The organism is Saccharothrix isguenensis (assembly GCF_052936305.1).
Window position 1 is genome coordinate 7,372,940 of sequence record NZ_CP193626.1, and the last position, 26,983, is coordinate 7,399,922.

23 protein-coding genes are annotated in these 26,983 nt (G+C 72.1%); 12 read left to right on the forward strand and 11 right to left on the reverse strand.

All coding sequences use genetic code 11. The features are described 5' to 3' along the window. Nucleotides 1-148 precede the first annotated feature (148 nt). The 7 genes from purH to ACRAKI_RS33185 all read right to left on the reverse strand — a co-directional run bounded on the left by purH (nt 149) and on the right by ACRAKI_RS33185 (nt 9,008). Entirely contained in the window at nt 149-1,732 is a 1,584-nt protein-coding gene (purH, locus tag ACRAKI_RS33155; protein ID WP_447004421.1) for a bifunctional phosphoribosylaminoimidazolecarboxamide formyltransferase/IMP cyclohydrolase, read from the reverse strand. Beyond that, complete coding sequence (purN, locus tag ACRAKI_RS33160; protein ID WP_447004422.1) at nt 1,729-2,391, reverse strand: phosphoribosylglycinamide formyltransferase; 663 nt, start codon at nt 2,389-2,391, stop codon at nt 1,729-1,731. Before purN ends, purH begins: the two co-directional genes overlap by 4 nt. A 28-nt stretch (nt 2,392-2,419) precedes the next feature. Beyond that, nucleotides 2,420-3,994 carry a cell division protein PerM gene (locus ACRAKI_RS33165; RefSeq protein ID WP_447004423.1) on the reverse strand — a complete coding sequence of 525 codons (1,575 nt, stop codon included), beginning with the start codon at nt 3,992-3,994 and terminating at the stop codon, nt 2,420-2,422. Between the two features lie 105 nt (nt 3,995-4,099). Beyond that, nucleotides 4,100-4,816, reverse strand: coding sequence for a DUF5336 domain-containing protein (locus tag ACRAKI_RS33170; RefSeq protein WP_447004424.1), 717 nt, complete (start codon nt 4,814-4,816; stop codon nt 4,100-4,102). Between the two features lie 183 nt (nt 4,817-4,999). Continuing rightward, a complete protein-coding gene (gene sucD / locus ACRAKI_RS33175) occupies nt 5,000-5,890 on the reverse strand; it encodes a succinate--CoA ligase subunit alpha (protein WP_447004425.1) in 891 nt (296 codons plus the stop codon). A 2-nt stretch (nt 5,891-5,892) separates the two neighbouring features. Then, nucleotides 5,893-7,062: an ADP-forming succinate--CoA ligase subunit beta gene (sucC, locus tag ACRAKI_RS33180; protein ID WP_447004426.1), complete on the reverse strand. Its 1,170-nt coding sequence runs from the start codon at nt 7,060-7,062 to the stop codon at nt 5,893-5,895. 305 nt (nt 7,063-7,367) lie between these two features. Further along, nucleotides 7,368-9,008 carry a hypothetical protein gene (locus ACRAKI_RS33185; protein ID WP_447004427.1) on the reverse strand — a complete coding sequence of 547 codons (1,641 nt, stop codon included), beginning with the start codon at nt 9,006-9,008 and terminating at the stop codon, nt 7,368-7,370. Nucleotides 9,009-9,121: 113 nt separating this feature from the next. Between ACRAKI_RS33185 and ACRAKI_RS33190 the strand changes: the two genes are divergently transcribed. Next, a complete protein-coding gene (locus ACRAKI_RS33190; protein ID WP_447004428.1) occupies nt 9,122-10,129 on the forward strand; it encodes an esterase/lipase family protein in 1,008 nt (335 codons plus the stop codon). A gap of 261 nt (nt 10,130-10,390) precedes the next feature. Beyond that, nucleotides 10,391-11,110, forward strand: a complete 720-nt coding sequence (locus ACRAKI_RS33195) for a M23 family metallopeptidase (protein ID WP_447004429.1) — start codon at nt 10,391-10,393, stop codon at nt 11,108-11,110. A gap of 321 nt (nt 11,111-11,431) precedes the next feature. Here the strand turns inward: ACRAKI_RS33195 and ACRAKI_RS33200 are convergent, their stop codons facing one another. Then, nucleotides 11,432-11,851, reverse strand: a complete 420-nt coding sequence (locus ACRAKI_RS33200) for a winged helix-turn-helix transcriptional regulator (protein ID WP_447004430.1) — start codon at nt 11,849-11,851, stop codon at nt 11,432-11,434. A gap of 116 nt (nt 11,852-11,967) precedes the next feature. After that, entirely contained in the window at nt 11,968-14,343 is a 2,376-nt protein-coding gene (gene pcrA / locus ACRAKI_RS33205) for a DNA helicase PcrA (protein ID WP_447004431.1), read from the reverse strand. Nucleotides 14,344-14,559: 216 nt separating this feature from the next. Between pcrA and ACRAKI_RS33210 the strand changes: the two genes are divergently transcribed. Continuing rightward, complete coding sequence (locus ACRAKI_RS33210; RefSeq protein ID WP_447004432.1) at nt 14,560-14,820, forward strand: chorismate mutase; 261 nt, start codon at nt 14,560-14,562, stop codon at nt 14,818-14,820. Here ACRAKI_RS33210 and ACRAKI_RS33215 read toward each other — a convergent pair. Beyond that, on the reverse strand, nt 14,789-15,874 hold the full coding sequence (locus ACRAKI_RS33215) for a histone deacetylase (protein WP_447004433.1): 1,086 nt from the start codon (nt 15,872-15,874) through the stop codon (nt 14,789-14,791). The two genes, ACRAKI_RS33210 and ACRAKI_RS33215, sit on opposite strands and share 32 nt — an antisense overlap. Before the next feature lie 64 nt (nt 15,875-15,938). Between ACRAKI_RS33215 and ACRAKI_RS33220 the strand changes: the two genes are divergently transcribed. The 6 genes from ACRAKI_RS33220 (at nt 15,939) to ACRAKI_RS33245 (ending at nt 22,895) form a co-directional block, all read left to right on the forward strand. Continuing rightward, nucleotides 15,939-16,256 carry a hypothetical protein gene (locus tag ACRAKI_RS33220; RefSeq protein ID WP_447004434.1) on the forward strand — a complete coding sequence of 106 codons (318 nt, stop codon included), beginning with the start codon at nt 15,939-15,941 and terminating at the stop codon, nt 16,254-16,256. Nucleotides 16,257-16,597: 341 nt separating this feature from the next. Then, complete coding sequence (locus ACRAKI_RS33225) at nt 16,598-17,443, forward strand: hypothetical protein (RefSeq protein WP_447004435.1); 846 nt, start codon at nt 16,598-16,600, stop codon at nt 17,441-17,443. Between the two features lie 277 nt (nt 17,444-17,720). Further along, on the forward strand, nt 17,721-18,419 hold the full coding sequence (locus ACRAKI_RS33230; RefSeq protein ID WP_447004436.1) for a hypothetical protein: 699 nt from the start codon (nt 17,721-17,723) through the stop codon (nt 18,417-18,419). Nucleotides 18,420-18,577: 158 nt separating this feature from the next. Further along, the gene (locus ACRAKI_RS33235; protein WP_447004437.1) at nt 18,578-19,471 is read left to right on the forward strand and encodes a hypothetical protein; all 894 of its coding nucleotides are present in this window, start codon (nt 18,578-18,580) and stop codon (nt 19,469-19,471) included. A 361-nt stretch (nt 19,472-19,832) separates the two neighbouring features. After that, nucleotides 19,833-21,203, forward strand: a complete 1,371-nt coding sequence (locus ACRAKI_RS33240) for a serine/threonine-protein kinase (protein ID WP_447004438.1) — start codon at nt 19,833-19,835, stop codon at nt 21,201-21,203. Between the two features lie 108 nt (nt 21,204-21,311). Further along, nucleotides 21,312-22,895: a protein kinase domain-containing protein gene (locus ACRAKI_RS33245; protein WP_447004439.1), complete on the forward strand. Its 1,584-nt coding sequence runs from the start codon at nt 21,312-21,314 to the stop codon at nt 22,893-22,895. On the opposite strand, the gene ACRAKI_RS33250 is transcribed toward ACRAKI_RS33245, so the two are convergent. Beyond that, nucleotides 22,892-23,785: a LysR family transcriptional regulator gene (locus ACRAKI_RS33250; RefSeq protein ID WP_447004440.1), complete on the reverse strand. Its 894-nt coding sequence runs from the start codon at nt 23,783-23,785 to the stop codon at nt 22,892-22,894. The genes ACRAKI_RS33245 and ACRAKI_RS33250 overlap by 4 nt on opposite strands. Before the next feature lie 54 nt (nt 23,786-23,839). Here ACRAKI_RS33250 and ACRAKI_RS33255 point away from each other — a divergent pair, with 54 nt between their 5' ends. The 3 genes from ACRAKI_RS33255 to ACRAKI_RS33265 all read left to right on the forward strand — a co-directional run bounded on the left by ACRAKI_RS33255 (nt 23,840) and on the right by ACRAKI_RS33265 (nt 26,981). Beyond that, nucleotides 23,840-24,784, forward strand: a complete 945-nt coding sequence (locus ACRAKI_RS33255) for a DMT family transporter (RefSeq protein WP_447004441.1) — start codon at nt 23,840-23,842, stop codon at nt 24,782-24,784. Nucleotides 24,785-24,967: 183 nt separating this feature from the next. Continuing rightward, nucleotides 24,968-25,378, forward strand: a complete 411-nt coding sequence (locus tag ACRAKI_RS33260) for an SsgA family sporulation/cell division regulator (RefSeq protein ID WP_447004442.1) — start codon at nt 24,968-24,970, stop codon at nt 25,376-25,378. 22 nt (nt 25,379-25,400) lie between these two features. Next, nucleotides 25,401-26,981: a protein kinase domain-containing protein gene (locus ACRAKI_RS33265; protein WP_447004443.1), complete on the forward strand. Its 1,581-nt coding sequence runs from the start codon at nt 25,401-25,403 to the stop codon at nt 26,979-26,981. Nucleotides 26,982-26,983 lie beyond the last annotated feature (2 nt).

Genomic DNA, 26,983 nt, shown 5'->3' on the forward strand with positions numbered 1-26,983 from the left:
CATCGGTGTCAATGCCACCGGCGTCCCCGATCGGGTGGCACGCAGACTGCCCACGAAAACACCGAGGGCTCCCCGTCAGCGAACGGGGAGCCCTCGGCAACGCTCAGCGCTCGAAGCGCAGGACCTCAGCGGATCGAAGCGCGGAACCTCAGTGCGCGAAGTGCCGGGTACCGGTCAGGTACACGGTCGCACCGGCCGCCTCGGCCGCCGCGATCACCTCGGCGTCGCGGACCGACCCGCCGGGCTGCACGACCGCACGCACACCGGCCTGCACCAGCACCTCCAGCCCGTCCGGGAACGGGAAGAACGCGTCCGACGCGGCCACCGCGCCCCGCGCCCGGTCACCCGCACGCGCGATCGCGAGCCGTGCCGCGTCCACCCGGTTGACCTGGCCCATGCCCGCACCGACGGTCGCACCACCGGACGCCAGCAGGATCGCGTTCGACTTCACCGCCCGGCACGCCCGCCAGACGAACGCCAGGTCGGCCAGCCCCTCGTCGTCCAACGGGGTGCCGCACGCCAACGTCCACTTGGCCGGGTCGTCACCCTCGGCCTCGATGGTGTCCGTCGTCTGCACCAGCAGCCCGCCGGACACCGCGCGCATCTCCACCCCACCGCGCTCGGGCTCCGGCGCGACCAGGATGCGCACGTTCTTCTTGCGCGTCAGCACGTCCACCGCGCCATCCGCGTACGAAGGCGCGATGACGACCTCGGTGAAGATTTCCGCGACCTGCTCGGCCATCTCCACGGTGACTTCGCGGTTCGCCGCGATCACCCCGCCGAACGCGCTCACCGGGTCGCACGCGTGCGCGTTGCGGTGCGCCTCGGCGATCGCACCCGGACCGTCCACACGGGACACCGCGATACCGCAGGGGTTGGCGTGCTTGATGATCGCCACGCACGGCAGCTCGTGGTCCCACGCCGCACGCCACGCGGCGTCCGCGTCGACGAAGTTGTTGTAGGACATCTCCTTGCCGTGCAGCTGCGACGCCGTCGCCAGGCCGGAACGCCCGTCACCCTGCGTGTACAGCGCCGCCCGCTGGTGCGGGTTCTCGCCGTAGCGCAGCACCTGCTTGCGGTTCCACGTCGCACCGACCCAGCCGGGGAAGCCCGAGCCCTCGTCGTCGGGCGCGACCACGCTGCCCAGCCACGACGCCACCGCCACGTCGTACGACGCGGTGTGCCGGAACGCGTCCACGGCCAGCCGCTGCCGGTCCGCCAGGGTGAACCCGCCGTCCCCGACCTGCTCCAGCACCCACGAGTACCGCGACGGGTCCACCACGACGGCCACGCTGGCGTGGTTCTTCGCCGACGCGCGGACCATGGCCGGACCACCGATGTCGATCTGCTCCACGCACTCGTCCGCCGACGCGCCCGAAGCCACCGTCTGCGTGAACGGGTACAGGTTCACCACGAGCAGGTCGAACGGCTCGATGCCCAGCTCGCGCAGCGTCTCCACGTGCGACGAGCGACGGGTGTCGGCGAGCAGGCCCGCGTGCACGCCGGGGTGCAGCGTCTTCACCCGGCCGTCCAGCGCCTCCGGGAACCCGGTGACCTGCTCGACCGGGGTGACCGGCACACCCGCGTCGGCGAGCGCGCGCGCCGTGCCGCCGGTGGAGACGATCTCGACCCCGGCCGCGTGCAGGCCGTTGGCCAGTTCCAGCAGCCCCGACTTGTCGGACACCCCGATCAGGGCCCGACGAACCGGTCGCCTCTCGGCAGGAGTGGTCACGGAATGCTCACCTTTCGTCCGTTCACGGTGCAGCCCTCGCGGGCCAGGCGGGCGACCACGTCGACCAGCAGCCGCCGCTCCACCACCTTGATGCGCTCGTGCAGGCTTTCGACGTCGTCGTCATCGGCGACGACGACCGCCTCCTGGGCCAGGATCGGCCCGGTGTCCACGCCACCGTCCACCAGGTGCACCGTGGCCCCGGTGACCTTCACGCCGTAGTCGACGGCGTCGCGGACGCCGTGCGCGCCGGGGAAGGCGGGCAGCAGCGCGGGGTGGGTGTTGACCATCCGGCCGCCGAAGCGGGCCAGGAAGTCGGGTCCGAGGATCTTCATGAACCCGGCGGAGACCACCAGGTCCGGCTCGTGCGCCTCGACGGCGTCGGCCAGCGCGGTGTCCCACGCGGCGCGGTCGGCGTGCTCGCGCAGCTTCACGGTGAAACCCGGGATGTCGGCGCGCTCGGCGCGGCGCAGGCCCTCGATGCCGTCACGGTCGGCGCCGACGGCGACCACCTTCACCGGGAAGCCGGGATCGGCCGCCGCGTCCAGCAACGCCTGCAACAGGGTGCCGGAACCGGAGACGAGGACGACGACCCTGGCGGGGACGGGAAGCCGGAGTGTGGTCGCGGCGCTCAGCGTGCTCTCCTTGCTGGGGACTGTCACAGCAGCTCAAGAGCAGCCTAGGCGTTGGCTAGCGGGGCTTGTCGGCCAGGTCCGGGTCGGCCGCGTCCGGCTCGTCGGGACCGTCCGAGCCATCCGCCTCATCCGCCTCATCCGACTCGTCCGAGCCGCCCGACTTGTCCGACTCGTCCGAGCCGGCTTCGTCTTCGAGGTCCTCGAACTCTTCGAGGTCGTCGTACTCGTCCAGGTCGTGCTCGTCCAGGTCGTGCTCGTCCAGGTCCTGCCCGTCCGAGTCCTGCCCGTCCGAGTCCTGCCCGTCCGAGTCCTGCCCGGTCTCCTCGTCTTCTCCTCCCTCTTCTCCTCCCTCGTCCTCGTCGTACTGCTCGTCGTAGTCGTCGGCGACGGCTTCAGGCTCGGGCTCGGCCTCCGGCTCGGGCTCGGGCTCGGGCTCGGGCTCCACCACCCTCGGCGGCCGGGGTCCGGAGAACCAGGCCACGATCGCCCCCGGCACGGCCACCCACGCGAACGTGAGCACGGCCAGCAGCCCCGCCGGGATGGTGACCGGGTTGAACACCCCACCGCCCAGCGCGCCACCGGCCACCGCCGCCAGCACCAGGGTGCCGACACCCGCCGTGACGGCCGCGACCAGCACCGCGCGCACCCGCGACCGGGGCGCCTCGGCAGCGTTGCGCAGCGAGAACCCGGCCAGCACACCCACCGCGCCGGGCACCACCAGCACCAACGGCAGGTAACCCGCCTGCGCCTCCGGCAACGCGGCCAGCAGCGGCACGGCGGGCACCTGGCCGCCGGTGAACTCCAGCGGTCCGACCACCACCGCCCCGATCGAGAACCCCGAGCCCACGACGTACGACAACGCGCCGACCACCGCGTTCGGCAGGTAGGCCAGGCACATCAGCCAGATGCCGAGGCCGGTGCCGATGGTGCCGCCGGCCGGGCGGAACAGCGAGGCCGTGGTGGACCACGAGAACGCCAGGCCCAACGCCAGCAGCAGCGCGCCCGCCGCGGCCAGCGAGAACAACGCCAGCGCACCGGCGCGCAGCCCGCGCCGGGCCACCGGGTCGATCCGCTCGAACACGACCTCCACCAGGCCGCACCGCTGCGCGACACCCGCGACCGCCGCCACCGCGGACACCGCCGCGCACCCGAAGAACGCCACCGCCGGCGTGGCCCGCACCGGACCGTCGCCACCCATCAGGAACGCGATCACGCTGCCGACCACGGCGTGCGTGCCCGAGATCGCGAACACCACCGACCGCGCCTGCAACGGCTCGAACAGCCCCAACCGGTCCGCCGCGCTCGCCGCCGCCCGGTACACCAGCAGCATCACCAGCGCCGTGGGCAGCAGCGGCAGCAGGCCGAGCTGCCCGCCGTCGAACCGCAGCGGCACGTGGTGCGCGACCAGCCAACCCGGCGCGGCGGCGGTGAGCACGCCGGTCGTGGAGAACGACGCGTGCGCGGCCGTCGACGAGACCAGCGCGAGCAGCGCGGCCACCGCCGCGTAGCCGACGACCACCGAACCGACGGCGGTCATGGTGAGCACCCGCCCCCGTTCGGCGCGGGAGAACTCGGGCGGGCGGACGGAATCCGTCACGACGCCGTGCGAAGTCGTTTGCTGCACCGACATCCTCCCACTGTCCCAGTAGCGATGAGCCGTTCGGGCGAGGCTCGCCGGGTACGCGAAAAGGGGTGGCACCGGAAATCCGGTGCCACCCCCCTCGCACGATCTGGCTCAGCCCTGCTGTGGTCCGCCGAACCCGCCGGGCGGGGTGCCCTGGCCCGGCTGCTGCTGGACGGGCTGCGCCGGCTGACCGGACTGGACGGCCTGTCCCGGCTGACCGAACTGACCCGGCTGCGGCATGTAGGACGTCGGCTGCGGCTGACCCGGCTGCTGGCCCTGCTGCTGGCCCTGCTGCTGGCCCTGCTGCGGCTGCACCGGCTGGCCGAACTGGCCGGACGGCGGGCCGAACTGCTGCGGCTGCTGCGGCCCCGGCGGGGGGAAGCCGCCGGACTGCGGGTTCCAGCCACCCGGCTGGCCGTAGATGTTCGCCGCCTTCGGCTGGAAGTTCACGATGCCGACTTCGAGGAGCAGGGCGAGCACGACGGCCGCCGTCTCCAGCAGTGCCACCAGCAGCAGCACGATCTGCATGCCCTGGACGTCGGCCTCGGTCGTGATCAGGCCCTGGAGCAGCCCGAGCGTCGAGATCAGCGCGAACGGGACCGCCGCGTACAGCAGGCCCTTGGGCGCCTTCGGCAGCACCGAGAGGCCCGCGAGGATGCCCGCCGCGTACAGGTAGGACTCCGAGTGCACGTCATCCGCGAACGCGAGGAGGTACGCGACGAACGCCATGCCCGCGGCGAGCAGCGGCAGGATGAGGTTCAGGTTCACGCCCACCGCCGGCTGCGCCGGACCCGGCTGCTGCTGAGGGGCGCCGTACGGCTGGGACATGGTGCGGTCTCCTCCACCTGGGGCTCTGACGTCGGTTCGACAGAACGCTAGCCGATGCACACTCTCCGACGATGACCGGACTCCCGTGGTTCCCCCGGATGTGCTCGCCGACCGGCCCCGGACGGCCTGAGGGCCACCTCCGCGCGGAGGTGGCCCTCAGTGTGTTGCACGAACGGACGAACGTCAGCCGATCGACTGCATGATGTCGCGCATCAGCCCGGCGGTCTCGCTCGGCGTCTTGCCGACCTTGACGCCGGCGGCCTCCAGGGCTTCCTTCTTGCCCTGCGCGGTGCCGGCCGAGCCGGACACGATCGCGCCCGCGTGGCCCATCGTCTTGCCCTCGGGCGCGGTGAAGCCCGCCACGTAGCCGACGACCGGCTTGGTGACGTTCTCCTTGATGTACGCCGCCGCCCGCTCCTCGGCGTCGCCGCCGATCTCGCCGATCATCACGATCGCCGCGGTCTCCGGGTCGGCCTCGAAAGCCGCCAGCGCGTCGATGTGGGTGGTGCCGATGATCGGGTCGCCGCCGATGCCGATGGCGGTGGAGAAGCCGAAGTCGCGCAGCTCGAACATCATCTGGTAGGTCAGGGTGCCGGACTTCGACACCAGACCGATCTTGCCCGCGCCGGAGATGTTCGCCGGGATGATGCCCGCGTTGGACTGCCCGGGGCTGATCAGGCCGGGGCAGTTCGGGCCGATGATCCGGGTCTTGTTGCCGGTCGCGACGGCGTGCGCCCAGAACGCCGCGGTGTCGTGCACCGGGATGCCCTCGGTGATCACGACGGCCAGGCCGATGCCCGCGTCGATCGCCTCGATCACGGCCGCCTTGGCGAACGCCGGCGGCACGAAGATCACGGTCACGTCGGCGCCGGTCGCGCTCATGGCCTCGGCCACGGAGCCGAACACCGGGAGCACGTTGCCGTCGAAGTCGACCTTCTCGCCGGCCTTGCGCGGGTTCACGCCGCCGACGATGTTCGTGCCGGAGGCGAGCATCCGCTTGGTGTGCTTGGTGCCCTCGGCGCCGGTCATGCCCTGGACGATGACCTTGCTGTCCTTGGTGATGAAGATAGCCATCGTCAGACCCCCGCAGCCGCGAGCTCGGCAGCCTTGTCGGCCGCGTTGTCCATAGTGTCCACCACGGTGACCAGCGGGTGGTTGGCCTCGGCGAGGATCCGCCTGCCCTCCTCCACGTTGTTGCCGTCCAGGCGGACCACGAGCGGCTTCTTGGCCTCGTCGCCCAGGATGCCCAGCGCGGCCACGATCCCGTTGGCGACCGCGTCGCACGCGGTGATGCCGCCGAACACGTTCACGAACACCGAACGCACGTCCGGGTCGTGCAGGATGATGTCCAGGCCGTTGGCCATGACCTCGGCCGACGCGCCGCCGCCGATGTCGAGGAAGTTCGCCGGCTTGACGCCCTTGTGCTTCTCGCCCGCGTACGCCACCACGTCCAGGGTGGACATCACGAGGCCGGCGCCGTTGCCGATGATGCCGACCTGGCCGTCCAGCTTGACGTAGTTGAGGCCCTTGGCCTTCGCCTTGGCCTCCAGCGGGTCCTCCGCCTGCTTGTCCACCAGCGCCTCGTGGGCGGGGTGGCGGAAGGAGGCGTTCTCGTCCAGCGTGACCTTGCCGTCGAGCGCGACGATCTTGCCCTGCGGGTCGCGGACCAGCGGGTTGACCTCGACCAGCGTGGCGTCCTCGGAGACGAAGGTCTCCCAGAGCTTCACGATGACGTCGGCGACCTGGTCGGCCACCTCGGCCGGGAACTTGGCGGCGGCCACGATCTCGTCGGCCTTCGCGCGGTCCACGCCGGTGATCGCGTCGACCGGCACCTTGGCCAGGGCCTCGGGCTTGGTCGCGGCGACCTCTTCGATGTCCATCCCGCCCTCGACGCTGGCCATGGCCAGGAAGGTGCGGTTGGCGCGGTCGAGGAGGAAGGAGAAGTAGTACTCCTCCGCGATGTCGGACGCCGGCGTCACGAGCACGCGGTGCACGATGTGGCCCTTGATGTCGAGGCCGAGGATCGCCTCGGCCTTGACTTCGGTCTCCTCCGGGGTCTCGGCCAGCTTGACGCCGCCCGCCTTGCCCCGGCCGCCGGTCTTCACCTGGGCCTTGACCACGACGGTCTGGCCGAAGCGCTCGGCGATGGCCTTGGCTTCGGCGGGGGTGGTCGCCACGTCGCCCGGAAGTACCGGGACGTCATGGGCGGCGAAGAGATCCTTCGCCTGGTACTCGTACAGGTCCACTCGGGTCTCCTGCGACGTCGGTGTCGGACACCGCGTCCTTCGTGCGGTCCTCTGAGGTCCGGCGCTCCAGGCTGGGGCCTGGCGCCCACACGTACCAGGCATCACCTGGAACGCCGGCATAGCCGAGGGGGACCGGCTCGACGCGGCTTCGCAAGACACTATCGACCGGCCAGGACTACTCCGCACCCCACGCCCGTGAAGTCGGTCATAGCGGTGGTGAGGTCGATCACCACACCGATTCAGCAGCCCCTTCCTCACAACCGCTTCCGGTGCGCTGTGCGGTCGGCCGGCGGTTCGGCGGCGGCTCAGCGGGCGGTGCGGACCGCTGCGGAGACGAGGAAGGCGACCGTCGCCGCTGCCGCGAGCCACAGGCCGGGACCGGGCACGGCGCCGGCCGCGCGGGCCGCGGTGAGCGGGTACTCCAGCGCGCGGACGCCCGTGACGACGGCCGCGCCGAGGAGCAGCGCGGCGCCCCGGTCCGGTCGGGCCTTCAGCGCGATCGCGGCGGCGGCCACCGCGGCGACCAGCGCCACGAGCAGGCCCCACGAGCCGACGCCCAGGCCGAACGCGCCGAACGGCACGTAGTCCGCGGCCCGCAGCACGGGCAGGGCGAACGCGCCGATCGCGAGCAGCGCGGCGATCATGACGCCGGCGAGGAGCGGGAGCGGCGGCTCCGACGTGGTGCTGCCCACCTCGTCCCGCTCGACCGCGCCGGCCAGCGCGGCGGTGCCGGCGGCGGCTGCCGCGGCGACCACGGACGCGACCGTGAACCAGACGCCCGCGCCCGGCTCGGCGCCCAGCTCGGTGGCGGCGAACGCGGCGTCCAGCACGCCGCCGGCCGCCGGCGTGACGGTCGCGGTGGCGACGGTGAACGCGGGCCTGACTGCGGCCTTGGCCAGCAGCGCGGCGGCGAGGACGGCGGTGGCGATCGCGGCCGGCCAGAGCAGGCGGGCCGCGTAGTCCGTGGGCGCCGGGAAGCCGGCGGGGAAGACGAGTTGGTCGGTCGTCGCGCCCGCGACGGCTGCCGCGGCGGCGACCAGGCCGAGCCCACCGGCGATGACGTGCAGGCGGCGCGGGCCGGGCAGCTCGACGTCGTGCACCTCTTGGTCCTCCTCCGGACCGGCCTCGGCCGCACGCTGCGGCCGGGCGAGCGCGACGGCGGCGCCCAGGACCAGGAACGGGCCGACGGCGGGGCCGATCCCGTCGACCGCGAGGGCGGTGGCGATCGGAGGGAGCGCGAAGGTGAGGAGGACGGCGGCCAGGCCGAGGAGCCCGCCCTTGCGGGCTTCGTTCGTGGTGGCGCTGGCGGCGAGGACGGCGAGGGCCGGCGCGGCGAGCGTGACGAGCAGCCCGCCCACCATCGGCAGGGTCGGCGAGTCGAGCGGGGCGCGGGCCGGGACCAGGGCGTCGGACGAGGTGAACGGCACGGTGAACAGGCCGATGCCCGCGACGATGCCCGCCGTGGCGGGGAGGACGAAGCTCGCGCGTTCGCTGCGGACGTCCGGTTCGGCGCCGAGGGTCGCCATGGCGCCCACGCCCGCCGCGATGAGGAGGACGTGCCCGGCGACCAGCAGCCACACGCCGGTGGTCGGGGTGGGCGGCAGGAGGCTGGTCGGGCGGAGCAGCTCGGGACGTGAGGCGTCGATCGGGCCGACTGCCAGCTGGAGGTCGTCGAGCAGGCGGCCGACGGCGAACACGGCCGGTGCGACGAGAGCCGCCGCAGCGGTCGTCCCCTGACCTCGAACGAGGAACACCGCGGCCAGAACCGCGGGGAGAAGGGCCAGGAGGGCGAGCAGCGGCCAGGCCGTGAACGCGGGCGGGGCGGAGGCGTCGACCACTCCGACAGCCGGGGCGACCGCGGTGAGCAACGAGCCCGCCAAGGCCACCCCGACCGCGGCACGCAGTCTCGTGGGGGCGGCTGAGACCGGTTCAGCGGTTCGGATCACCGCTCGGACGCTAGCAAAACCGGGCACGGCCCGATGGGCGGGCGGCTCGGAGCCGGGCACGCGGTGTGACGTGCCCGCGCATGTGCGGCAACAAGTCTGGGTACCACCAATGGGTGACGGCATCACTTACCTTCAGCCCCATGGGCGGTGGCGTGCGGCGGCTGGTCGAGACGTGGTGGGGCGCCGGTCGGTGGTTGGCCGAAGAGGTGCTCGACGTCTCCGGTGGGGTGCTCCGCGCCATGGCCACGCCGGGCGGGGTGCGCGGTGTCGCCGTCGAGGCCGCCTGGTTGGCGGCGCACACAGTGCTGTACCCGTGGGGCGTCCTGGAAGAGCAGTTGAAGCCCGACGGGCACTACCGCGCCTACCGGACCGACGGCCTGCCGCCCCGGCAGCGCGGCCTGGTGGTTTCGGCCATGGACGCGGCGGGAACCCCGATCGTGTTGGTGCACGGCATCGGGGACAACAGGTCTGCCTTCGCAGTGCTTTCGGGGGCGCTGCGAAGGCGCGGCTTCGGGGTGGTGCACGCGGTCAACTACAGCGTGCTGACCGCGTTGACGGGGGACGTCCGGCGGTCGGCGGCGCTCTTGGGCGAGCACGTCGAGCGGATCTGTGAGCAGACCGGATCCGACCGGGTGCACATCGTCGGGCACTCGCTGGGTGGCCTCATCGCCCGCTACTACGTGCAGCGCCTGCGGGGCGACGCACGGGTGCGCACGCTCGTGACCCTGGGCACCCCGCACGGCGGCACGCTGGCCGCCTACCTCTTCCCCACCACGTTGACCAGGCAACTCCGGCCCGGTTCGGACCTCTTGTCCGAATTGGCCGAACCGTCCCGACCGTGCCGCACGAGGTTCGTGGTGGTGTGGAGCGAGATGGACCAGGTGATCGTGCCGCAGCGGAACGCCCGGCTGACGCACCCGTCACTGGTCGCCGAAGAGCACCGGATACGTGATTCAGGTCACCTGTCCCTGCCCGTTGACTCGCGGACGCTACGCGCCGTCATGAGCGCTATCACACGTTCGGATGACGAGCAAAATCACCACATCGTGCCTGCACGCACGGGGTCTCGGAGTCAGTCGATGACCGACTGTCACGACTCACACTCCAGCCTGACCCACTGACCGCTAAACGGTAGACATCCGCATCGGGGATTGCCCTTAAGGGCTCCGCGCCGTTATCTTCCCCCGGTCCGTTGTCACGGTCTGGTCACAAGCAGGACGACGAGTCGGTACCCCGACCGGCTCAACCGGGATCCCCCGCCCGGTGTCCGACCGGACTCCCCGAAGACGGAAGGCCAGGTTTTGTCTCAACACCGCTCCCCCGGCGGCCATCCGAGTTCAGCTGTGCTCGAAGAGGCGGTAGACCGCGCTTCGACGCGTCCAGTGAGCACGCACCGGCTTCCACCACCGCCTTCGGCGCTGCGCGGACGGATCGTCGTCGCCGCTGTCGCCGTCGGCGCGTTCGCCGCCGCAGGCGCCGGGCAGACGATCCACGCGTTGGGCACCGGCGGCTCCCCGGCCGCGTCCGACGAGATCACCCCGCTCGCGAACGCCTCCGAAGGCGCCGCGGCGTTCGGCGTCGGCGGCACAGGTCCCGCGTCACCGCAGGTCCTGCCCGTCGCCAAGACGGTCGACTCGGCCGCCGAGGCGCAGAAGCTCGTCAAGAGCCTGCAGATCACCGAAGACCGCGAGGCCGCCGAGGCCGAGGCGAAGCGCCCCAAGTTCTCCCGTCCCGCAGCCGGCCTCTACACCTCCGGTTTCGGCGGCCGCTGGGGCGAGATGCACTACGGCATCGACATCGCCGGCCCCATCGGCACACCGATCCTGTCCGCTGCGGATGGTGTCGTGATCGAGGCCGGTCCGGCAAGCGGTTTTGGCCTCTGGGTCAAGGTCGAGCACCCCGACGGCTCCGTCACCGTCTACGGCCACGTGGACACGTACTCCGTCTCCAAGGGCCAGCGGGTCCGCGCGGGCGAGCAGATCGCCCGGATGGGCAACCGCGGCTTCTCCACCGGCCCGCACCTCCACTTCGAGGTCTGGAACCCGGACGGCAAGAAGATCAACCCGTTGCAGTGGCTGAACTCCAAGGGCATCAGCGTCTGACGTTCAGGAGCGTCCGACGTGCACGCGGTCCGACGGTCTGACGCACGGCAGGTCTGACGCACGGCAGGACACGCACCACAAGAAGGGCCGGGCTGCGCTGAGCAGCCCGGCCCTTCCACTGTGCAACTCCACTGTGGAACCGCCCCCCGAAGGTGATTCCCCCTCCTGCGGCCACCGCCCCGACACGGCGCCCGCACCCTCACTACCTTCCCCCCGTTGCCATGGAGCGGGTTCCCCCCAGCCGGTTCACCCCGAACGTCCCGGCCGTCCTGCTCCTGACACCCTTAAAGACGCGCGGACCCGATCCGGGTTGCACGCGATTCAGGCCACGATCGGGTGACGGCCAGGTGAACGATCAGGCACCCCGACCGTGGTGTCGTACGCCGCCCTGGCCGCCACGATCTCCGCCTCGTGCCGCTCCGACCACGAGCTGAGCACCTGGACCGTGCGGTGCAGGCTCGCGCCCAACGGCGTCAGCTCGTAGTCCACCCGCGGCGGCACGGTCGGGTGGACCGTCCGCAGCACGAGCCCGTCGCGTTCGAGCCGGCGCAGCGTCACGGTGATCACCCGCCGGCTCACGCCGTCGATCCTGCGCCACAGCTCGGCGAACCGGTGCGACCGCTCGGCCAGGTACGCCAGCGCGAGCAGCGACCACCTGTCCCCGACCCGGTCCAGCACGGCGCGCACCTCGCACCCGGCCCGGTGGTCCCACTGCCGTGCTTCGCCGTCTGAGCAATCCACGACCGCCCTCACCACGCGTTCGTCCACGAGCCGAGATTGTGCTCGCCTTTGCATGCACATGCAAGCGACATGCCCACACCGGGGGACGCGGCTGACGAGCTACCGCTGAACGGCCCTCAGAGCTTCACGAGGGGCACGCCGCCGATGAGCATCAGCCGCACCGTCCCCGCGCCGCCGAAGTCGATCGTGGCGGTCGCACGCGGGCCCGAGCCGTCCACGGCCACCACCCGACCCAGCCCGTACTTGTCGTGGCTCACCCGGTCGCCCACGTCCAGCGACACCGCCGGCGTGTTCTTCCACCCGGTGTTCGTCGGAGCCGGACGCGGGGTGGACGACCCGCGGCTGCCCCACGACGTCGGCGCGGACGGCGCGGAGCGCTTCGGCTCCACCCGCCGCCACTCGACCAGGTCGGGCGGGATCTCGTCCAGGAACCGGGACGCCGGGTTCGCGGACGGCTGGCCCCACGCCGAGCGCACCAGCGCCCGCGACAGGTACAGCCGCCGCTGGGCACGGGTGATGCCGACGTACGCGAGCCGGCGCTCCTCGGCCAACTCCGTCGGGTCGCCCAGCGCCCGCATGTGCGGGAAGACGCCGTCCTCCCAGCCGGTGCAGAACACCACCGGGTACTCCAGGCCCTTGGCGGTGTGCAGCGTCATCAGCGTGACCACGCCGTCCGACTCCGCGTCCGGCACCGAGTCGGCGTCCGCGACCAGGGACACCCGCTCCAGGAACGCCGCCAGCGAACCCTCGGCCGGCAGGCCCTCGTCCGCCGCGGGCGCAGCCTCCGGGGACACGGCCTCACCGGGCGCGGTCTCGTCGGCCGCGGGCACCGCCGAGCCGAGGTCGGTGAACTCGCGGGCCACCGTGACCAGCTCGTTCAGGTTCTCGACCCTGGTGTGGTCCTGCGGGTCCTCGCTGGCCTCCAGCTCGGCCCGGTAGGCGGTCTTCTCCAGCACCGCCTCCAGGATGTCGGCCACGTCGTCGCCGCGCTCGACCAGCACGCCCAGCTCGTCCATCAGCTCGACGAACCCGGCGATCGCGTTGCGGGAGCGCGGGTTGAGCATCGGCACCCGGCCCTCCACCGCCGCCCGCAGGGCTGCCGCGAAACCGATCCGCTCGCGCTCGGCGTACGTCGACACGCAGGCCTCCGCGCGGTCGCCGATGCCGCGCTTGGGCACGTTGAGGATGCGCCGCAGCGACACCGTGTCGTCCGGGTTGGACAGCGCGCGCAGGTACGCCAACGCGTCCCGCACCTCGCGCCGCTCGTAGAACCGGACGCCGCCGACGACCTTGTAGGGCAGGCCGAGGCGGATGAAGATCTCCTCGAACACGCGCGACTGGTTGTTGGTCCGGTAGAACACGGCGATCTCGCCGTTGTTCGCCTCGCCGCTGTCCACCAGGTGGTCGATCTCGCGCGCGACGAACGCGGCCTCGTCGTGCTCGTTGTCCGCGACGTAGCCGACGATCTTCTCGCCGTCGCCCAGGTCGCTCCACAGCCTCTTGTCGCGCCGGTTCGGGTTGCGCGAGATCACCGCGTTCGCGGCGCTCAGGATGGTCTGGGTGGACCGGTAGTTCTGCTCCAGCAGGATGGTGGTGGCCTGCGGGTAGTCCCGCTCGAACTCCACGATGTTGCGGATCGTCGCGCCGCGGAAGGCGTAGATCGACTGGTCCGCGTCGCCGACGACGCACAGCTCGCCCGGCGGGACGCCGTCCCGGCCGGTGCCGATCAGCTCGCGGACCAGCGTGTACTGCGCGTGGTTGGTGTCCTGGTACTCGTCCACCAGCACGTGCCGGAAACGGCGGTGGTAGTGCTCGGCCACGTCCGGGTGGTCCTGCAGCAGCTCGACCGTCCGCATGATCAGGTCGTCGAAGTCCAGCGAGTTCGACTCGCCGAGCCGGCGCTGGTAGCTCTCGTAGACCTCGGCGACCCGGCGCTCCAGGTCGTTGGTCGCCCGCTCCTTCGCGGTGGGCGCGTCGACCAGCTCGTTCTTCAGGTTCGAGATGTGGATCGCCAGCGTGCGCGCCGGGTAGCGCTTGGGGTCGAGGTCGAGGTCCCGCGCCACCAGCGTGATCAGCCGGCGGGTGTCGTCCGAGTCGTAGATCGAGAAGTTGGACGACATGCCGAGGGTCTTCGCCTCGCGGCGCATCACCCGCACGCACATCGAGTGGAACGTGGACACCCACATCGAGCGGGCCCGCGCGCCGACCAGGTCGGACACGCGCTCCTTCATCTCGGCGGCGGCCTTGTTGGTGAAGGTGATCGCCATGACCTCGCCGGGGTGGACCTGGCGCTCGGCGAGCAGGTAGGCGATCCGGCGGGTGAGCACGCGCGTCTTGCCCGAGCCCGCACCCGCCACGACCAGCAACGGCGCGCCGGCGTGCTCGACCGCCCGGCGCTGGGACGGGTTGAGGTCGTCGAGCAGCCGCCCGGAGCGGGAATGGGCGGAACGGGAGGCGGGGGGACTTGCGGGCAAGTCGAACAAGGCGCTCATCGCCTGTTCACGTTACTCGGTAGCCCCGACAGTCCGTGGCTGTGGCATGATGAGCCTGTGCGCATCGCCCACTTCGAGTTTTTTTACGGGAACCGGACTCCGGCTCCCGTGGAGCGCTAGCGCAACCAAGCCACCACGAAGCCCCGGAGTCCTCGGACGCCGGGGCTTCGTTGCTGCCCGGGCTGGGACTCCCACCAGACTCGAGAGGTCGTCACGATGAACAGCACCGAAGCCGCGCCCGACATCGACGCGCTGCGCGATGAGATCGACCACCTGGACGCCGAGCTGCTGCGGCTGGTCAAGCGCCGGGTCGAGATCTCCAAGATCATCGGAGCCGCGCGGATGGCCGCCGGCGGCACGAGGATCGTGCACAACCGCGAGATCGACGTGATCAACCGGTACAAGGAGCTCGGCCCCGAGGGCCACAACCTGGCGATGATCCTGCTCAAGCTCGGCCGCGGCCCCCTGGGCCGGTAGCGAAGTCCCACGCGGTGAGCGTGGACTTGGCCCTGGCCAAGTCCACGTCCACGAGCTGGGTGTCGTCCGGCACGTAGGCCAGCGGGTCCTCCAGCAGGTCCAGGTCCAGCAGGCCCTCCACCAGGGCGTGCAGGCACAACGCCGAGTAGCCGCGCAGGTACCCGCCCTCCTGGGTGAGCACGGTGGGCAGCCCGAGTCCCGCCACGGCCCGCCCGATGCCGCGGTACCCGCCGGCGGTCAGGTTGTGCCTGCCGTTCGGGTCGAACGCGGACCCGTCGAAACCGGAGGCGCAGACCAGGAAGTCCGCGCCGAACTCGGCCACCGCCGGGAACGCGATCTCCGCCAACGCCCGCCGGTAGGCGCCGTCACCCGCGCCCAGGGACAGCTCGACGTTGATGTTCGACGCCCCCGACTCGGCCGGCGACCCGGTCTGGACGTGGTTGGCGCCCCACGGCCCGTGCCGCATGTGCACGGACACGGTGAGCACGTCGGGGGTGTCCCGGAACACCTCCTGGGTGCCGTTGCCGTGGTGCACGTCCCAGTCCAGGACGGCGACCCGGCGGCCGGCTCGACGGGCCGTCTCGGCGACCAGCGCGGCGTTGTTGACCAGGCAGTACCCGTCCGCCAAGGCCGGTTGGGCGTGGTGGCCGGGCGGGCGGACCAGGGCGTACGCCAGGCGCGTCCGACCGGCCGCGACCGCCTCGTAGGCCGCCAGCGCGGTGCCGGCGGCGGCACGGATCGCGTCCCACGAGCCGGGGCCGACGACCGTGTTCACCTCGACGGCCGTGCGCCGCCCGCACGCCGCGCGGAGTTCGTCCAGGTAGGACGGGGCGTGGACGCGCCGCAACTCCTCGTCCGTGGCGAACCGGCCGGCGGACCACGACAGGTGCGGCGCGACCGGACCGCGCGCCAGGGCGTGCCGGAACGTGCGCAGCCGGGCCGCGTTCTCCGGGTGCGGTTCGGCTGCGTCCAGCCAGTCCCAGCGGCCGGGCAGCTCCCACAGGCCGGTGCCCGTGTCGTGCTCCAGGCAGGCGTCGTGCCAGAAGACCTCCACCTCAAGTGGATATCAGGGCGATCACGGATGGTCCAGCGGCTTTGATCGAGGGCACACTGTGCGCATGGGAGTCATCGGTCTGATCACCGGCCTCGTCGCGATCCTGGGTGTGCTGGCCTCGCTGGCGCACGACGGCTACCTCGCGATGCTCGGTTCCGCCGCCAAGTCCAAGCGCGCCGCCGGTGCGCCCATCGCGCAGTACGTGCGCAGCCGGTGGACCGTCGCCGGGGTCACCACGATCATCGCCCTGGTCGGTCTGCTGATCACGTCGGGCGACGCCCCCGTGGGCGACGTCATCGGCGCGCTGATCGCCGGCGGTGCGGGTCTCGCCGCCACCAACGCGCTCCAGAGCACCCGGAAGAAGCTGAACAGCGGCAGCTAGCCCCAGGGTCCTCGCCCACCGGCCCGGATTCACACTTCCGTGTGCCACTCCGCGCCACGGGCCCGATCCGCCCGGCTCTGCCGAGACCCTGCACCTACTCTGAAGTAGTTGCGGGGTCCTCGGTGTCCCACCCCCATGCCCCGCGCCACTTGAACATCCAGGTGAGCGTGAAGCCGATCAGGTGAACAGGGCTGCGAGGGCCGTCGGGCCAGGGGGCGGGAGGGGTCTGCACAAGCATGGACATCGGGGAACCAGGACGGTCGGGCCGGCATCGGCATGGGGACGGGGCGCCGCTCTGGCCGCCCCCGGGCGGCGGGTCGGAGCACCCGACGCCACGCGGGGTGGGGCGTCCGCTGCCCCCGCCGCCGGACCCGTTCGTCGACACCGACGCGGTGGGCCTGGGCAAGTTCAACATCGGCATGGTGCCCGCCTCGGTGACGCCGCCCCGGACGTGGAAGCGGGCCGCGTGGTTCGCGGTGCTGTCCTCGGCCGGCGTCCTGGTCGGCCTGGCGATCGTGGCGGTGAAGCTGGTCGGTTCGACCGGGCCGGTCGAGCGGATCGGGATGCCGGGCTACCCGACGGACGTGCCGCTGCTCACCGGTTTCGCCACACCGTCGCCGCCGCCGCACGTCACCCCCGCGCCGGGTCGTGAGCCCGCCGCCCTGGCCGCGCGGGAGGACCTGCGCCTGCCGGCCGGCAACCGCACGTCCGCGGACGGCTCCCCAGCCGACCGCACCCCCGCCGACCGCACCCGCGCCGACCGCACCCGCGCGGACCGCACCCCTGCCGACCACGCCACCGGCACGTCCGGCACGTCCGGCACGTCCGCGTCGCCGCACGTCACCACGGTCCCCGCGGACGCGCAGCCGGTGGTGGACGCCGCCGCGATCGCGAGCAGCACCGAGTTGTTCTACGAAGAGGTCGCGCACGACTCGGAGAGCGCGTTGGCGCTGGTGTCCGACTCGTTCCGGCCGAACGGCGGCGCGGTGCTGCAGCAGCGGTTCGCCGGCGTGTCGTCGATAGAGGTGGTCGAGATCAGCGTGGACCCGGTGCGGGGCATCACGGTGAGCACGTTGCTGATGACGCACGACGACGGCACCACGACCACCGAGAAGCGCCGGCTGGTGTTCACCACCACCACGGGTGTCCCGCTGATCGACGACGAACGCCCGGTCGGCGGCGCGTAGCCGCCGGAGGCGCGCCGTGACGCACGTCCCGTACGCCGTCTCCGTAGCGTCGTTCCGTAGTCCTTCGTCCGTTCGAGCGACGGCTGTTGACCACTGGCCGCCACGAACGAGTGAACTCCCGCGCTGAGCTGGCTTCTCGTCCGCCGGGCACGGTACGAGTCTTGGCGACGTCACGACGAGGGAGTCGCCAGTGCAGCGCCCTAGGACGAGCGGTCGCAGGCACAGCCGCGCGGGTTCGGTCACGGTGGCCGAGTTGATCAGGAAACAGCCGGGACCAGTGCGTATCCAGCACCACGGGCACCCGGCCGGCCACAGCCTGGTGGCCGAACTCCTCGGTGACGAGGAGCCGCCGGCGGTCAGACGACCGCCCACCCGGGTGGTGAAGCTCGCCGGCGTGGCCACCGGGGCGATTGTGCTGTTCGCCGCCGTCGCGACTGCCTCGATCATGGCGGGGAACCGCCCCACCGGTCCCGAGCAACCGCACGCGGCGGCGCCTGCGGGGATCAACGGGGCGTCCGCGTTGCGCCCGGATGTGCTATCGGCGGAGCTGGGCGGCGGCGAACGACCGCGGCCGGCGTCCGCCCCGGCTCAGCACGGCGCGCCACCGGCCGTCGACCTGCCGGTGGAGCCGGCCGTCGTGGTGCCGTCAGCCGAGCTGGTCGTCGGGCCGAACCCCCAGGTGGACGTGGTGCGGCGGTTCTTCGAGCTGCTGCCGGCCAACCCCGCGGACGCGTCCCGGCTGCTGTCGCGGGACCTCCTCGGCGGCGACGCCGGTGATTTCGTCGCGTCGTGGGACGAGGTGCAGGCGATCACCATCGAGTCGACCACCCTGCGACCGGACGGCACCGTGCTCGCGGTGGTCTCGATGCAGGAGCGCACCGGCCGGTGGATGCGGGTGGAGCAGGTCTTCCGGCTGACCGAGACGACCGTCCCGCGCATCGTCGGGGCCGAGGTCCTCTCGGCCCAACGCAGCTGACTGTCCGTAGTGATCCCCCCTAGAAGCTGACGCAGCGTACATAAATCACACCATTGCCCAACAAACTTCACTCAAAGGGGTTACGAAGACGGTCACGATTCGGTATCCATGGTCCCGGTAAGTAGCGCAATGCACTCCCCGGGAGAGGTGTTCCAGCGGTGTCGAACGACGACAAACGCCGTCGACAGGATGGCTCGACGGCCAAGCTGTCGGTCGCCGACCTGCTCGCCAGGCGCGAGGCGGAGACGCAGCCCATCCCGCGGATCACCGAGCGGATCAACGAGGACGAGGAGACGGTGCGCTTCTCGGTCGCCGCCCTGTCGTCGGCCGCGGGCAAGTCCACCACGACCAACCTGTCCGGCCGCGAGCTGCACATCACCGAGCTGCTGCGCCGCGAGGGGCGCGCCGGTGAGGAAGAGCGCGGTGGCGGGTTCTCCGTGCCGAAGCTCGTCGCGATGGCCAGTGGTGGCGTGGTGCTCGCCGGCACCGTCGCGTTCTCCGCGTCCAGCCTGATGTCGTCCCCGGACGAGCGTCCGCTGGCCGAGGTGCGCTTCGACGCCCGTGCCGCCGCGCGGGGCACCAACCCGCTCACCAAGGACCTCGGCACCGCCGCCGCCAAGCAGCAGCAGGTGCAGCAGGCGCACGCCGAGACCACCACCACGACGCCCGAGCAGACGCAGCAGGAGACGCAGCGGCAGGCCGCCCAGCGCGCGCCGCAGCCCGCACCGCAGCAGACGACGACCACGACCTCCACGACGGAGCAGTCGACGACGACGCAGGCGCCCACGACGAGCAGCCGGCAGACGACGACCCCGCCTCCGCCCAGCACGAGCACCGAGACCACGACGCCGGCGCCCACGACGACGACCACGGCTCCGAGCGCCAGCACGCAGCCGTCGTCGCCGCCCCCGTCGTCGTCGCCGCCCCCGTCGTCCGGGACGAGCACCCCTCCGCCGCCCGAGGAGAAGGACGGGTTGGACCTCGGCCTCGACCTCGGCGGGATCCTGAGCCCGCTCGGCGGCGGGTTCGACTTCTTCGCTCCGGCAGGCTGACCGGCCATCGTCCGCACCTGTCCGCTCGGGAATCCCGAGTGGACGGTTCGTGGTGTCCGGGTGCGCGACTCGCGGTGCCTGGGCGGACGACTCGCCAGGCGGTTGGGCCGTTCGGCCGCAAAACTCGTGATCTTCATGCGAACGGGTGGCCCTACGGGTCGGTATCAGGTATCCCTTCCCGGTCACCCCTCGGCTCACGTGACCTGCGCAACGGCTCGAAAGACGTAGTCACGGCCGGGGTAGGCTCTGCGGGCGAGCGGTGGCCTAGCCTGTTCCGCGCACCGATCCGCACGACGAGGAGCCCGAGCGTGAGACCTGCTGCCATTGCCGCGGTCACGCAGCGCCCCAGCGAGGTGGTCCGGTGAGCAACGACGATCGCGTCATCGCCGACCGCTACCGCTTCCTCGACCGGATCGGCAGCGGCGCGATGGGCATCGTGTGGCGCGCGCAGGACGAGCGCCTCGGCCGCATCGTGGCGATCAAGCAACTGCTGCTCGCGCCGAGCCTGGACGAGCGCGAGCAGGACGAGGCGATCCAGCGCGCCATGCGCGAGGGCCGCATCGCCGCCAAGCTGCACCACCCGAACGCCATCGCGGTCTACGACGTGGTGGAGGAGAACGGTGCTCCGTGCCTGGTCATGGAGTACATGGAGTCCTACAGCCTGGCCGACACGATGGCCCAGCACGCCCCGCTGGACCCCATCGAGGTGGCCCAGATCGGTCTGCAGGCCGCCGCCGCGCTGGCCGCCGCGCACGCCGCCGGGATCGTGCACCGGGACGTGAAGCCCGGCAACGTGCTGCTCGCCGACAACGGCCTGGTCAAGATCACCGACTTCGGCATCTCGCGGGCCAGCGACGACGTCACGGTGACCAAGACCGGCCTGATCGCGGGCACGCCCGCCTACCTGGCGCCGGAGATCGCGCGCGGCCAGGACCCGTCGCCCGCCTCGGACGTGTTCTCGCTCGGCTCGACGCTGTACGCGGCGGCCGAGGGCGAGCCCCCGTTCGGCTTGTCGGAGAACACGCTCGGCGTGCTGCACGCGGTCGCGGCGGGCCGGATCAACCCGCCGACGCTCGACCACCCGCTGACCGACGTGCTGCTGCGGCTGCTCGCCTACGACCCGGCGGACCGGCCCACCATGGCGCAGGCCCGCGACCTGCTGAACGCGGTCGCGCAGGGGCGCAACCCGACCCTGACCGGTCTCCTCCCGGCCAGCTCGCCCGGGTTCCCGCCGGTGGCCGCCGCCGGCGCCACGGCCCTCATCGACGGCGACCGGACCCGCGTGGTGCGGCCCGGCCACCGCTCGACGGGCGGCGCGGTGCCGGTGCCCCCGCCCCCGCCGCCACCGGCCAACAGCCGGCCGCTGGTGATCACCGCCGTGGTGCTGGGCGCGGTCCTGCTGTTCGGCATCCTGCTGGTGGCGCTGGACGTGTTCGACCGGGACCCGGGCAACCCGCCGGCCGGCGACACGAGCTCGCTCACGCCCACCCCGACCACGACGGTGCAGACGACGACCGTGGTGCCGACCACCGTGGAGACCGAGACGGTGACGGTCCAGCCGGTCCCGCCGCCCGAGCAGCCGGCCCCGACCACCACCACGACGCCGCCACCACCCCCTCCGACCACCACCACCACGGCGAAGACCACCTCGTCGCAGCCGGCCCCCACGACGACGACGACAACGACTCCGCCGGCCCCGCCAACCACCACCGTGGCGCAGGAGGGAACGTGAACCTCGTAAGGTGGTGCCGATCCCGTTCGGGTGAAGCAACGTTCTTGTCCTAGTGGCGTCTTGTCGTGTGCCACTGAATGAAGCCCTAGCAGCTACTGGGAGCACGCCGTGAGCGACGATGGCCGCCTGGTTGCCGGCCGCTACCGACTTGGCCGGCGGATCGGCAGCGGTGCGATGGGCATCGTCTGGCAGGCGCACGACGAGCGCCTGCACCGAACCGTCGCGGTCAAGCAGCTGTTGCTCCAGCCGGGTCTGGCGGAAGCCGACACGGACGAGGCGAAGCGCCGCGCCATGCGCGAGGGCCGGATCGCCGCCCGCCTCCAGCACCCGCACGCGATCGCGGTGTACGACGTGGCGGAGGACGACGGCCAGCCGTGGCTGGTGATGGAGTACCTGCCGTCCAAGAGCCTCTCCTCGGCCCTGTCGGAGCGCGGCACGCTGTCCCCCCGCGACGTGGCCTCGATCGGCTCCCAGGTCGCCTCGGCGCTGGCCGCCGCGCACAACGCGGGCATCGTCCACCGCGACATCAAGCCGGGCAACATCCTGCTCGGCAACGAGGGCACGGTGAAGATCACCGACTTCGGCATCTCCCGGGCCACCGGCGACGTCACCGTCACCGCGACCGGGATGCTCGCGGGCACCCCCGCCTACCTCGCGCCCGAGGTGGCCAAGGGTTACGACCCCGGTCCGCCGTCCGACGTGTTCTCGCTGGGGTCGACGCTGTACGCGGCTATCGAGGGCGCGCCGCCGTTCGGGCTGAACGAGAACACCATCGCGCTGCTGCACCAGGTCGCGTCCGGGAAGGTCGTGCCGCCGAAGCAGGCCGGTCCGCTGACCGCGCTGCTGATGCGCCTGCTGCGCGCCGAGCCCGAGGACCGGCCGACCATGGCCGAGGCCCGCGAGGCGCTGGCCGCCGTGGCCGCGGGACGGGCCGCGCCCGAGTTCCCGATGGCGCTGCCGCAGTCGCACCCGCCGTCGTGGCAGGGCACGCCCGTGCAGGCCCAGGCGGCCAGGGCACAGGCCCCGCAGCCCAGCGCGCAGCCCGCCGCGACCAGGGTGGCGCCCGCGCCGACGCCCCCGCCGCAGCGGCAGCAGAGCCACAACCCGCCGCCGCCCGTCCACCCGGGTGGCGCGCCGAGGCCCGCCGCCAAGGGCGGTCCGATGAGGAGCAAGCGGTCCGCCGTGGTCACGGCGCTCGCCGTCGCGGGCGCGGCCGCCGTGGGCATCCTGCTGGCCAGCGTGCTGTCCAGCGGCGATCCCTCCGACGACCAGGCCGGCGCGCCGACGTCGACCACGGCCGTGGAAGCGGGCGCCTCGGCGTCGGCGACGCCGTCGAAGAAGCCGGCCAGCCGGCCCACCAACATCACCGCCGACCCGACGAACGACCAGCTGGAGCAGACGGTCCGCGCCTACTTCGACCTGCTGCCGGAGCACGTGGACGAGGGCTACCGCTGGCTGACGCCCAAGGCGCAGGCCACGGTGGGCGGCGCGGCGGCCTACCAGGGCTGGTGGAAGCAGGTGAAGTCGGTCGAAATCAGGAACCTGAAGTGGAACTCGCCCTACGCCTACGAGGCCGAGCTCGCCTACGAGATGAAGGACAACACGGTCACCACCGAGCACAAGCTGATCGTGGTGAAGTGGGAGGCGCAGAGCCTCTACATCGACGCCGAGCGGAAGATCGGCCGGTCCTAGGCGGACGAGGCCTTCAAGGCGTCGAGCAGGCTGGTCACGGCGGGCGAGCCGATGCCGTCCTCCCTGATCGCGGCGCAGATGGTCCTGGTGGGTTCCGGGTGGCGCAGCTTGCGGACCACCACGCCGGGGTGGATCACGCCGAGGCTGAGCTTGGGCACGATGGTCACGCCCAGGCCGGCCGCGACGAACCCCTGGGCGGTCGGGTAGTCGTCCGCCTCCACCACGACGTTCGGCGCGAACCCGGCGCCCGCGCAGGCGTCGAGCACGATGTCCCGGCACGGTCCGGGCGACATCACCGCGTCCACCCACGGTTCCTCCGCCAGGTCGGCGAGGTCGAGCACCCGCTTGCGGGTCAGCTCGTGCCCGCGCCGCAGCACGGCCAGGTACGGGTCGTCCATCAGGTGCACGAGGTGCACGCCGCGCGGCGGCTCGTCGTCGCCGTGGTGGACGACGATGGCCACGTCGGCGCGGCCCGCCTCGACCTCCACCATCGGGTCGACCGGCTCGGTCAGCTTGAGGTCCAGCCGGACGTCCGCGTGCTTGGCCCGGAACAGCGCCACGGCGGGCGGCACCAGCGCGGCGCCGGCGGTGGCGAAGTACCGGACCCGGAGCCGCCCGGTCCGTCCCGCCCGCAGGTCGGCGAGCGCGGACTCCGCCTCGACCAGCCGGTCGGCGATGTGCGCGGCGTGCTCGGTGAGCATCCGGCCCGCCACCGTCGGCCGCACGCCCCGCCCGACCCGGTCCAGCAGCGGTAGGCCTGCCTGCTTCTCCAGGGCCGTGACCTGCTGGCTGACGGCCGAGGGCGTGTACCCGAGGTTCACCGCGGCGGCGGTGATGGAGCCGGTGGCCACCACGGCCCGGAGCACCTGCATGCGTCGCACGTCCAACATGGCTCGACCTTACAGCTGTGCTTAAGGATCGTGCATTTCTATTCACTTGTGCTGATGTCTGCGACCGCGCAAAGTGGACTCGTGAACAAGCCCGGCACGCTGATCAGGATGGGTGTCCTGGCCCTCATCTGGGGTTCCAGCTTCCTCTGGATCAAGATCGCACTGACCGGCCTCTCGCCGATCCAGATCACCTTCACCCGCACCGTCCTCGGCACCTTGGTGCTGGTCGCGCTCGTGTACTGGAACAAGCAGCGGCTGCCCCGGGACAAGCAGTCCTGGGTGCACCTGAGCCTCGCCGCGTTCTTCAGCACCGCGCTGCCGTTCGCGCTGTTCGCGATCGGCGAGCAGACGGTGGACTCCGGCGTCGCCGGTGTGCTCAACGCCACCACGCCGCTGTGGGCGCTGGGCATCGGCCTGGCCCTGGGCACGGAGCGGCAGCGCAACCCGGCGCGGCTCGCGGGCCTCGTGCTCGGCTTCGCGGGCGTGCTGCTCATCTTCGCGCCGTGGCAGAAGGCCGGCCTGGCCAGCTGGGGCGCGCTCGCGTGCCTGGCCGCCGCGGCCTCGTACGCGGTCGCCTACGCCTACATCGGCCGCACGGTGTCGGGGCGTGGTCTGTCCTCGATGCAGATCTCCTCGACCCAGCTGGTGGCCGCGACGGGCATGACGGCGATCGCGATGCCGGTGGCGGGGTTGCAGCCGGTGCAGCTGTCCTGGCCGCCGCTGATCGCCGTGGCGATCCTGGGCGTGTTCGGGACGGGTGTCGCGTTCGCGCTGTACTACCGCGTCATGGAGGACGAGGGCCCGACGAACGCCACGATGGTCGGCTACCTGCTGCCGGTGGTCTCGGTGCTGCTCGGCGCGCTGTTCCTGGGCGAGGCGCTCAACGCCCGGGTCGTCATCGGCATGGTGGTGGTCCTCGTCGGCGTCGCCCTGACCCGGAGGCAGCCCGCGACCGCGATCGTGCCGGTGCCCGGAGAACCCGTCGCTACGCTCAAGTGACCTGCGGTAACCCCGCGTTACCCGCGGGTACGGCCAAGTGAGACATCGGCTGTGGGCAAACGGGTGGACTTGAGACCCAGGTCTCCCCCGATCGTATGGTGTTCACGCGAACCACGTCCCGATTCGCCCGCTCGGACGTCTCCTCAGTTGAAAGGGACGACTCGGGAAGGGAACCCACAGGACATGAGCAACGACAGCATCACCATCACGACGACGTTCCACCTCCTCGTCCCGGGCATCGCCCCGGCGCCGGTGGAGGCCGAACTCCACTACGAACCCGAGGACCCGTACGCCGTGGCCGTGCTGTTCCACACCGGGCAGGGCAAGGTCGAGTGGATCTTCGCCCGCGACCTGCTCGCCGACGGCCTGCTGACGTCGTCCGGTGAGGGCGACATCCTGGTCCGCCCCGCCGCCGACGACCCGGAGCGGGTGCTGGTGGAGCTGAACGCGCCGACGGGGTTCGCGATCCTGTCCGCCGAGGCGGAGGACATCGCCGAGTTCCTGGACCTCACCTACGACGTGGTCCAGCCCGGTGAGGAGGACCTGTGGATCGACTTCGACCGTGAGCTCGCCAAGCTGGTCTCGACCAACTGACCGATCGCCTACCCTCCTGGGCGTGGGGGAGTCCGGGGGGACCGTCGGCGGCAGGTACGCGCTGGTCGAGCAGATCGGCAGCGGCGCGATGGGCGTCGTCTGGCTGGCTCGCGACGCGCTGCTGGACCGCGAGGTGGCGGTGAAGGAGCTCCGGCCGGACCTGGCGTTCGAGGACGGCCAGGTGGTCGGGGCACGGGCCATGCGCGAGGCGCGGAACGCGGCCCGGCTCCAGCACCCCAACGCGGTCGCGGTCTTCGACGTGGTGGTCGAGGACGACCGGCCCTGGCTGGTCATGGAGTACGTGCCCGCGCGCACCCTGGCCGCGCTGCTGACCGAGCGGGGCACGCTGGAACCGGCCGAGGCGGCCCGGATCGGCGGTCGGGTGGCCGCCGCGCTGGCCGCGGCGCACGCGGCGGGCATCGTGCACCGGGACGTGAAACCGTCCAACGTCCTCATCGGCGAGGACGGCACGGTCAAGCTGACCGACTTCGGCATCTCCCGCGCCGCCGGCGACGGCACGCTCACCGGCAGCGGCATGATCACCGGCACCCCCGCGTACCTCGCGCCCGAGGTGGCGCGCGGTGAACAGCCGGACACCTCTTCCGACGTGTTCTCGCTCGGCGCGACGCTGTACGCGTCGACGGAGGGCCAGTCACCCCACGGTGTGAGCGACAACAGCTTCGGGCTGCTCTACCGGGCCGCGCTGGGCAAGGTCGAGCCGCCGACCCGCTCCGGACCGTTGACCGGGGTGCTGACGCGGATGCTCGCCACCGACCCGGAGACCCGCCCGACCGCCGCGGAGGCGGTCGGCCTGCTGGCCGAGCCGGCCACCCGGTTCCTCACCCAGTCGCTCCAGCCGCCCGCCCAGTCGCCTGCCCAGGCGTCCGCGGAGCCGTCCGCAGAGACACCTGCGGAGTCGCCCGCTGAATCGCCTGCGGAGCCGCCGGCCGCACTGCGCGCGAAGTCTCGCGCCAAGTCGCCTGACGAACCGCGCGCCGAGCGGCGTGCCGAGTCGACTGGCGAGCCGGATGCCGGATCGGGTGCCGGATCGGGTGCGAATCCGCCTGTCGAGCCCCCCGCCGAGGCCCGTGCCGGGAAGTCCCCCGAGAAGTCGGCCGAGCGGACCGGCGCAGCGTCCGGGAAGCCGTCCGCCGAGCGCAAGCGGCGCCGTTGGTTGGTGCCGGCCCTCGTGGCCGCCCTGCTGCTGGTGGCCGGAGGCGCGGCCGTGTACCTGCTGCCCCGGTGGGGCGACTCGCCCGGATCCGCCGGGTCGTCCGGCTGGGAAGCGCCCTCCTACAGCACGGCCGACGCGACGGCGCTGGTGCGCAACCACTACGAGTCGCTGCCGCACGACCCGGAGACCGCGTACCGGAACCTGGCCACCCACTACCGGCCGACGTACGAGGACTACACCGCGAACTGGGGCGTGTACGACCAGGTCCACGCCGACGGGATCACGGCGGAGCAGGGCCACCCCACCCGGTTCCTCGTGCGGGTGCGGGTGACGTTCGTCCGGGCCGGGGCCGAAACCTCCGGCTGGTACGAGCTCGTGGTGGAGCCCGCCGAGGGCATGCTGCGGATCGTCCAGTCCAGGGAAGTCTGACG

Coding starts and splice junctions, on each gene's coding strand:
- sucD (WP_447004425.1), bottom strand. CDS start 5,890: ATGGCTATCTTCATCACCAAGGACAGCAAGGTCATCGTCCAGGGCATG.
- pcrA (WP_447004431.1), bottom strand. CDS start 14,343: ATGAGCGCCTTGTTCGACTTGCCCGCAAGTCCCCCCGCCTCCCGTTCC.
- ACRAKI_RS33260 (WP_447004442.1), top strand. CDS start 24,968: ATGAGCAACGACAGCATCACCATCACGACGACGTTCCACCTCCTCGTC.
- ACRAKI_RS33250 (WP_447004440.1), bottom strand. CDS start 23,785: ATGTTGGACGTGCGACGCATGCAGGTGCTCCGGGCCGTGGTGGCCACC.
- ACRAKI_RS33255 (WP_447004441.1), top strand. CDS start 23,840: ATGTCTGCGACCGCGCAAAGTGGACTCGTGAACAAGCCCGGCACGCTG.
- ACRAKI_RS33165 (WP_447004423.1), bottom strand. CDS start 3,994: ATGTCGGTGCAGCAAACGACTTCGCACGGCGTCGTGACGGATTCCGTC.
- ACRAKI_RS33220 (WP_447004434.1), top strand. CDS start 15,939: ATGGGAGTCATCGGTCTGATCACCGGCCTCGTCGCGATCCTGGGTGTG.
- ACRAKI_RS33170 (WP_447004424.1), bottom strand. CDS start 4,816: ATGTCCCAGCCGTACGGCGCCCCTCAGCAGCAGCCGGGTCCGGCGCAG.
- ACRAKI_RS33210 (WP_447004432.1), top strand. CDS start 14,560: ATGAACAGCACCGAAGCCGCGCCCGACATCGACGCGCTGCGCGATGAG.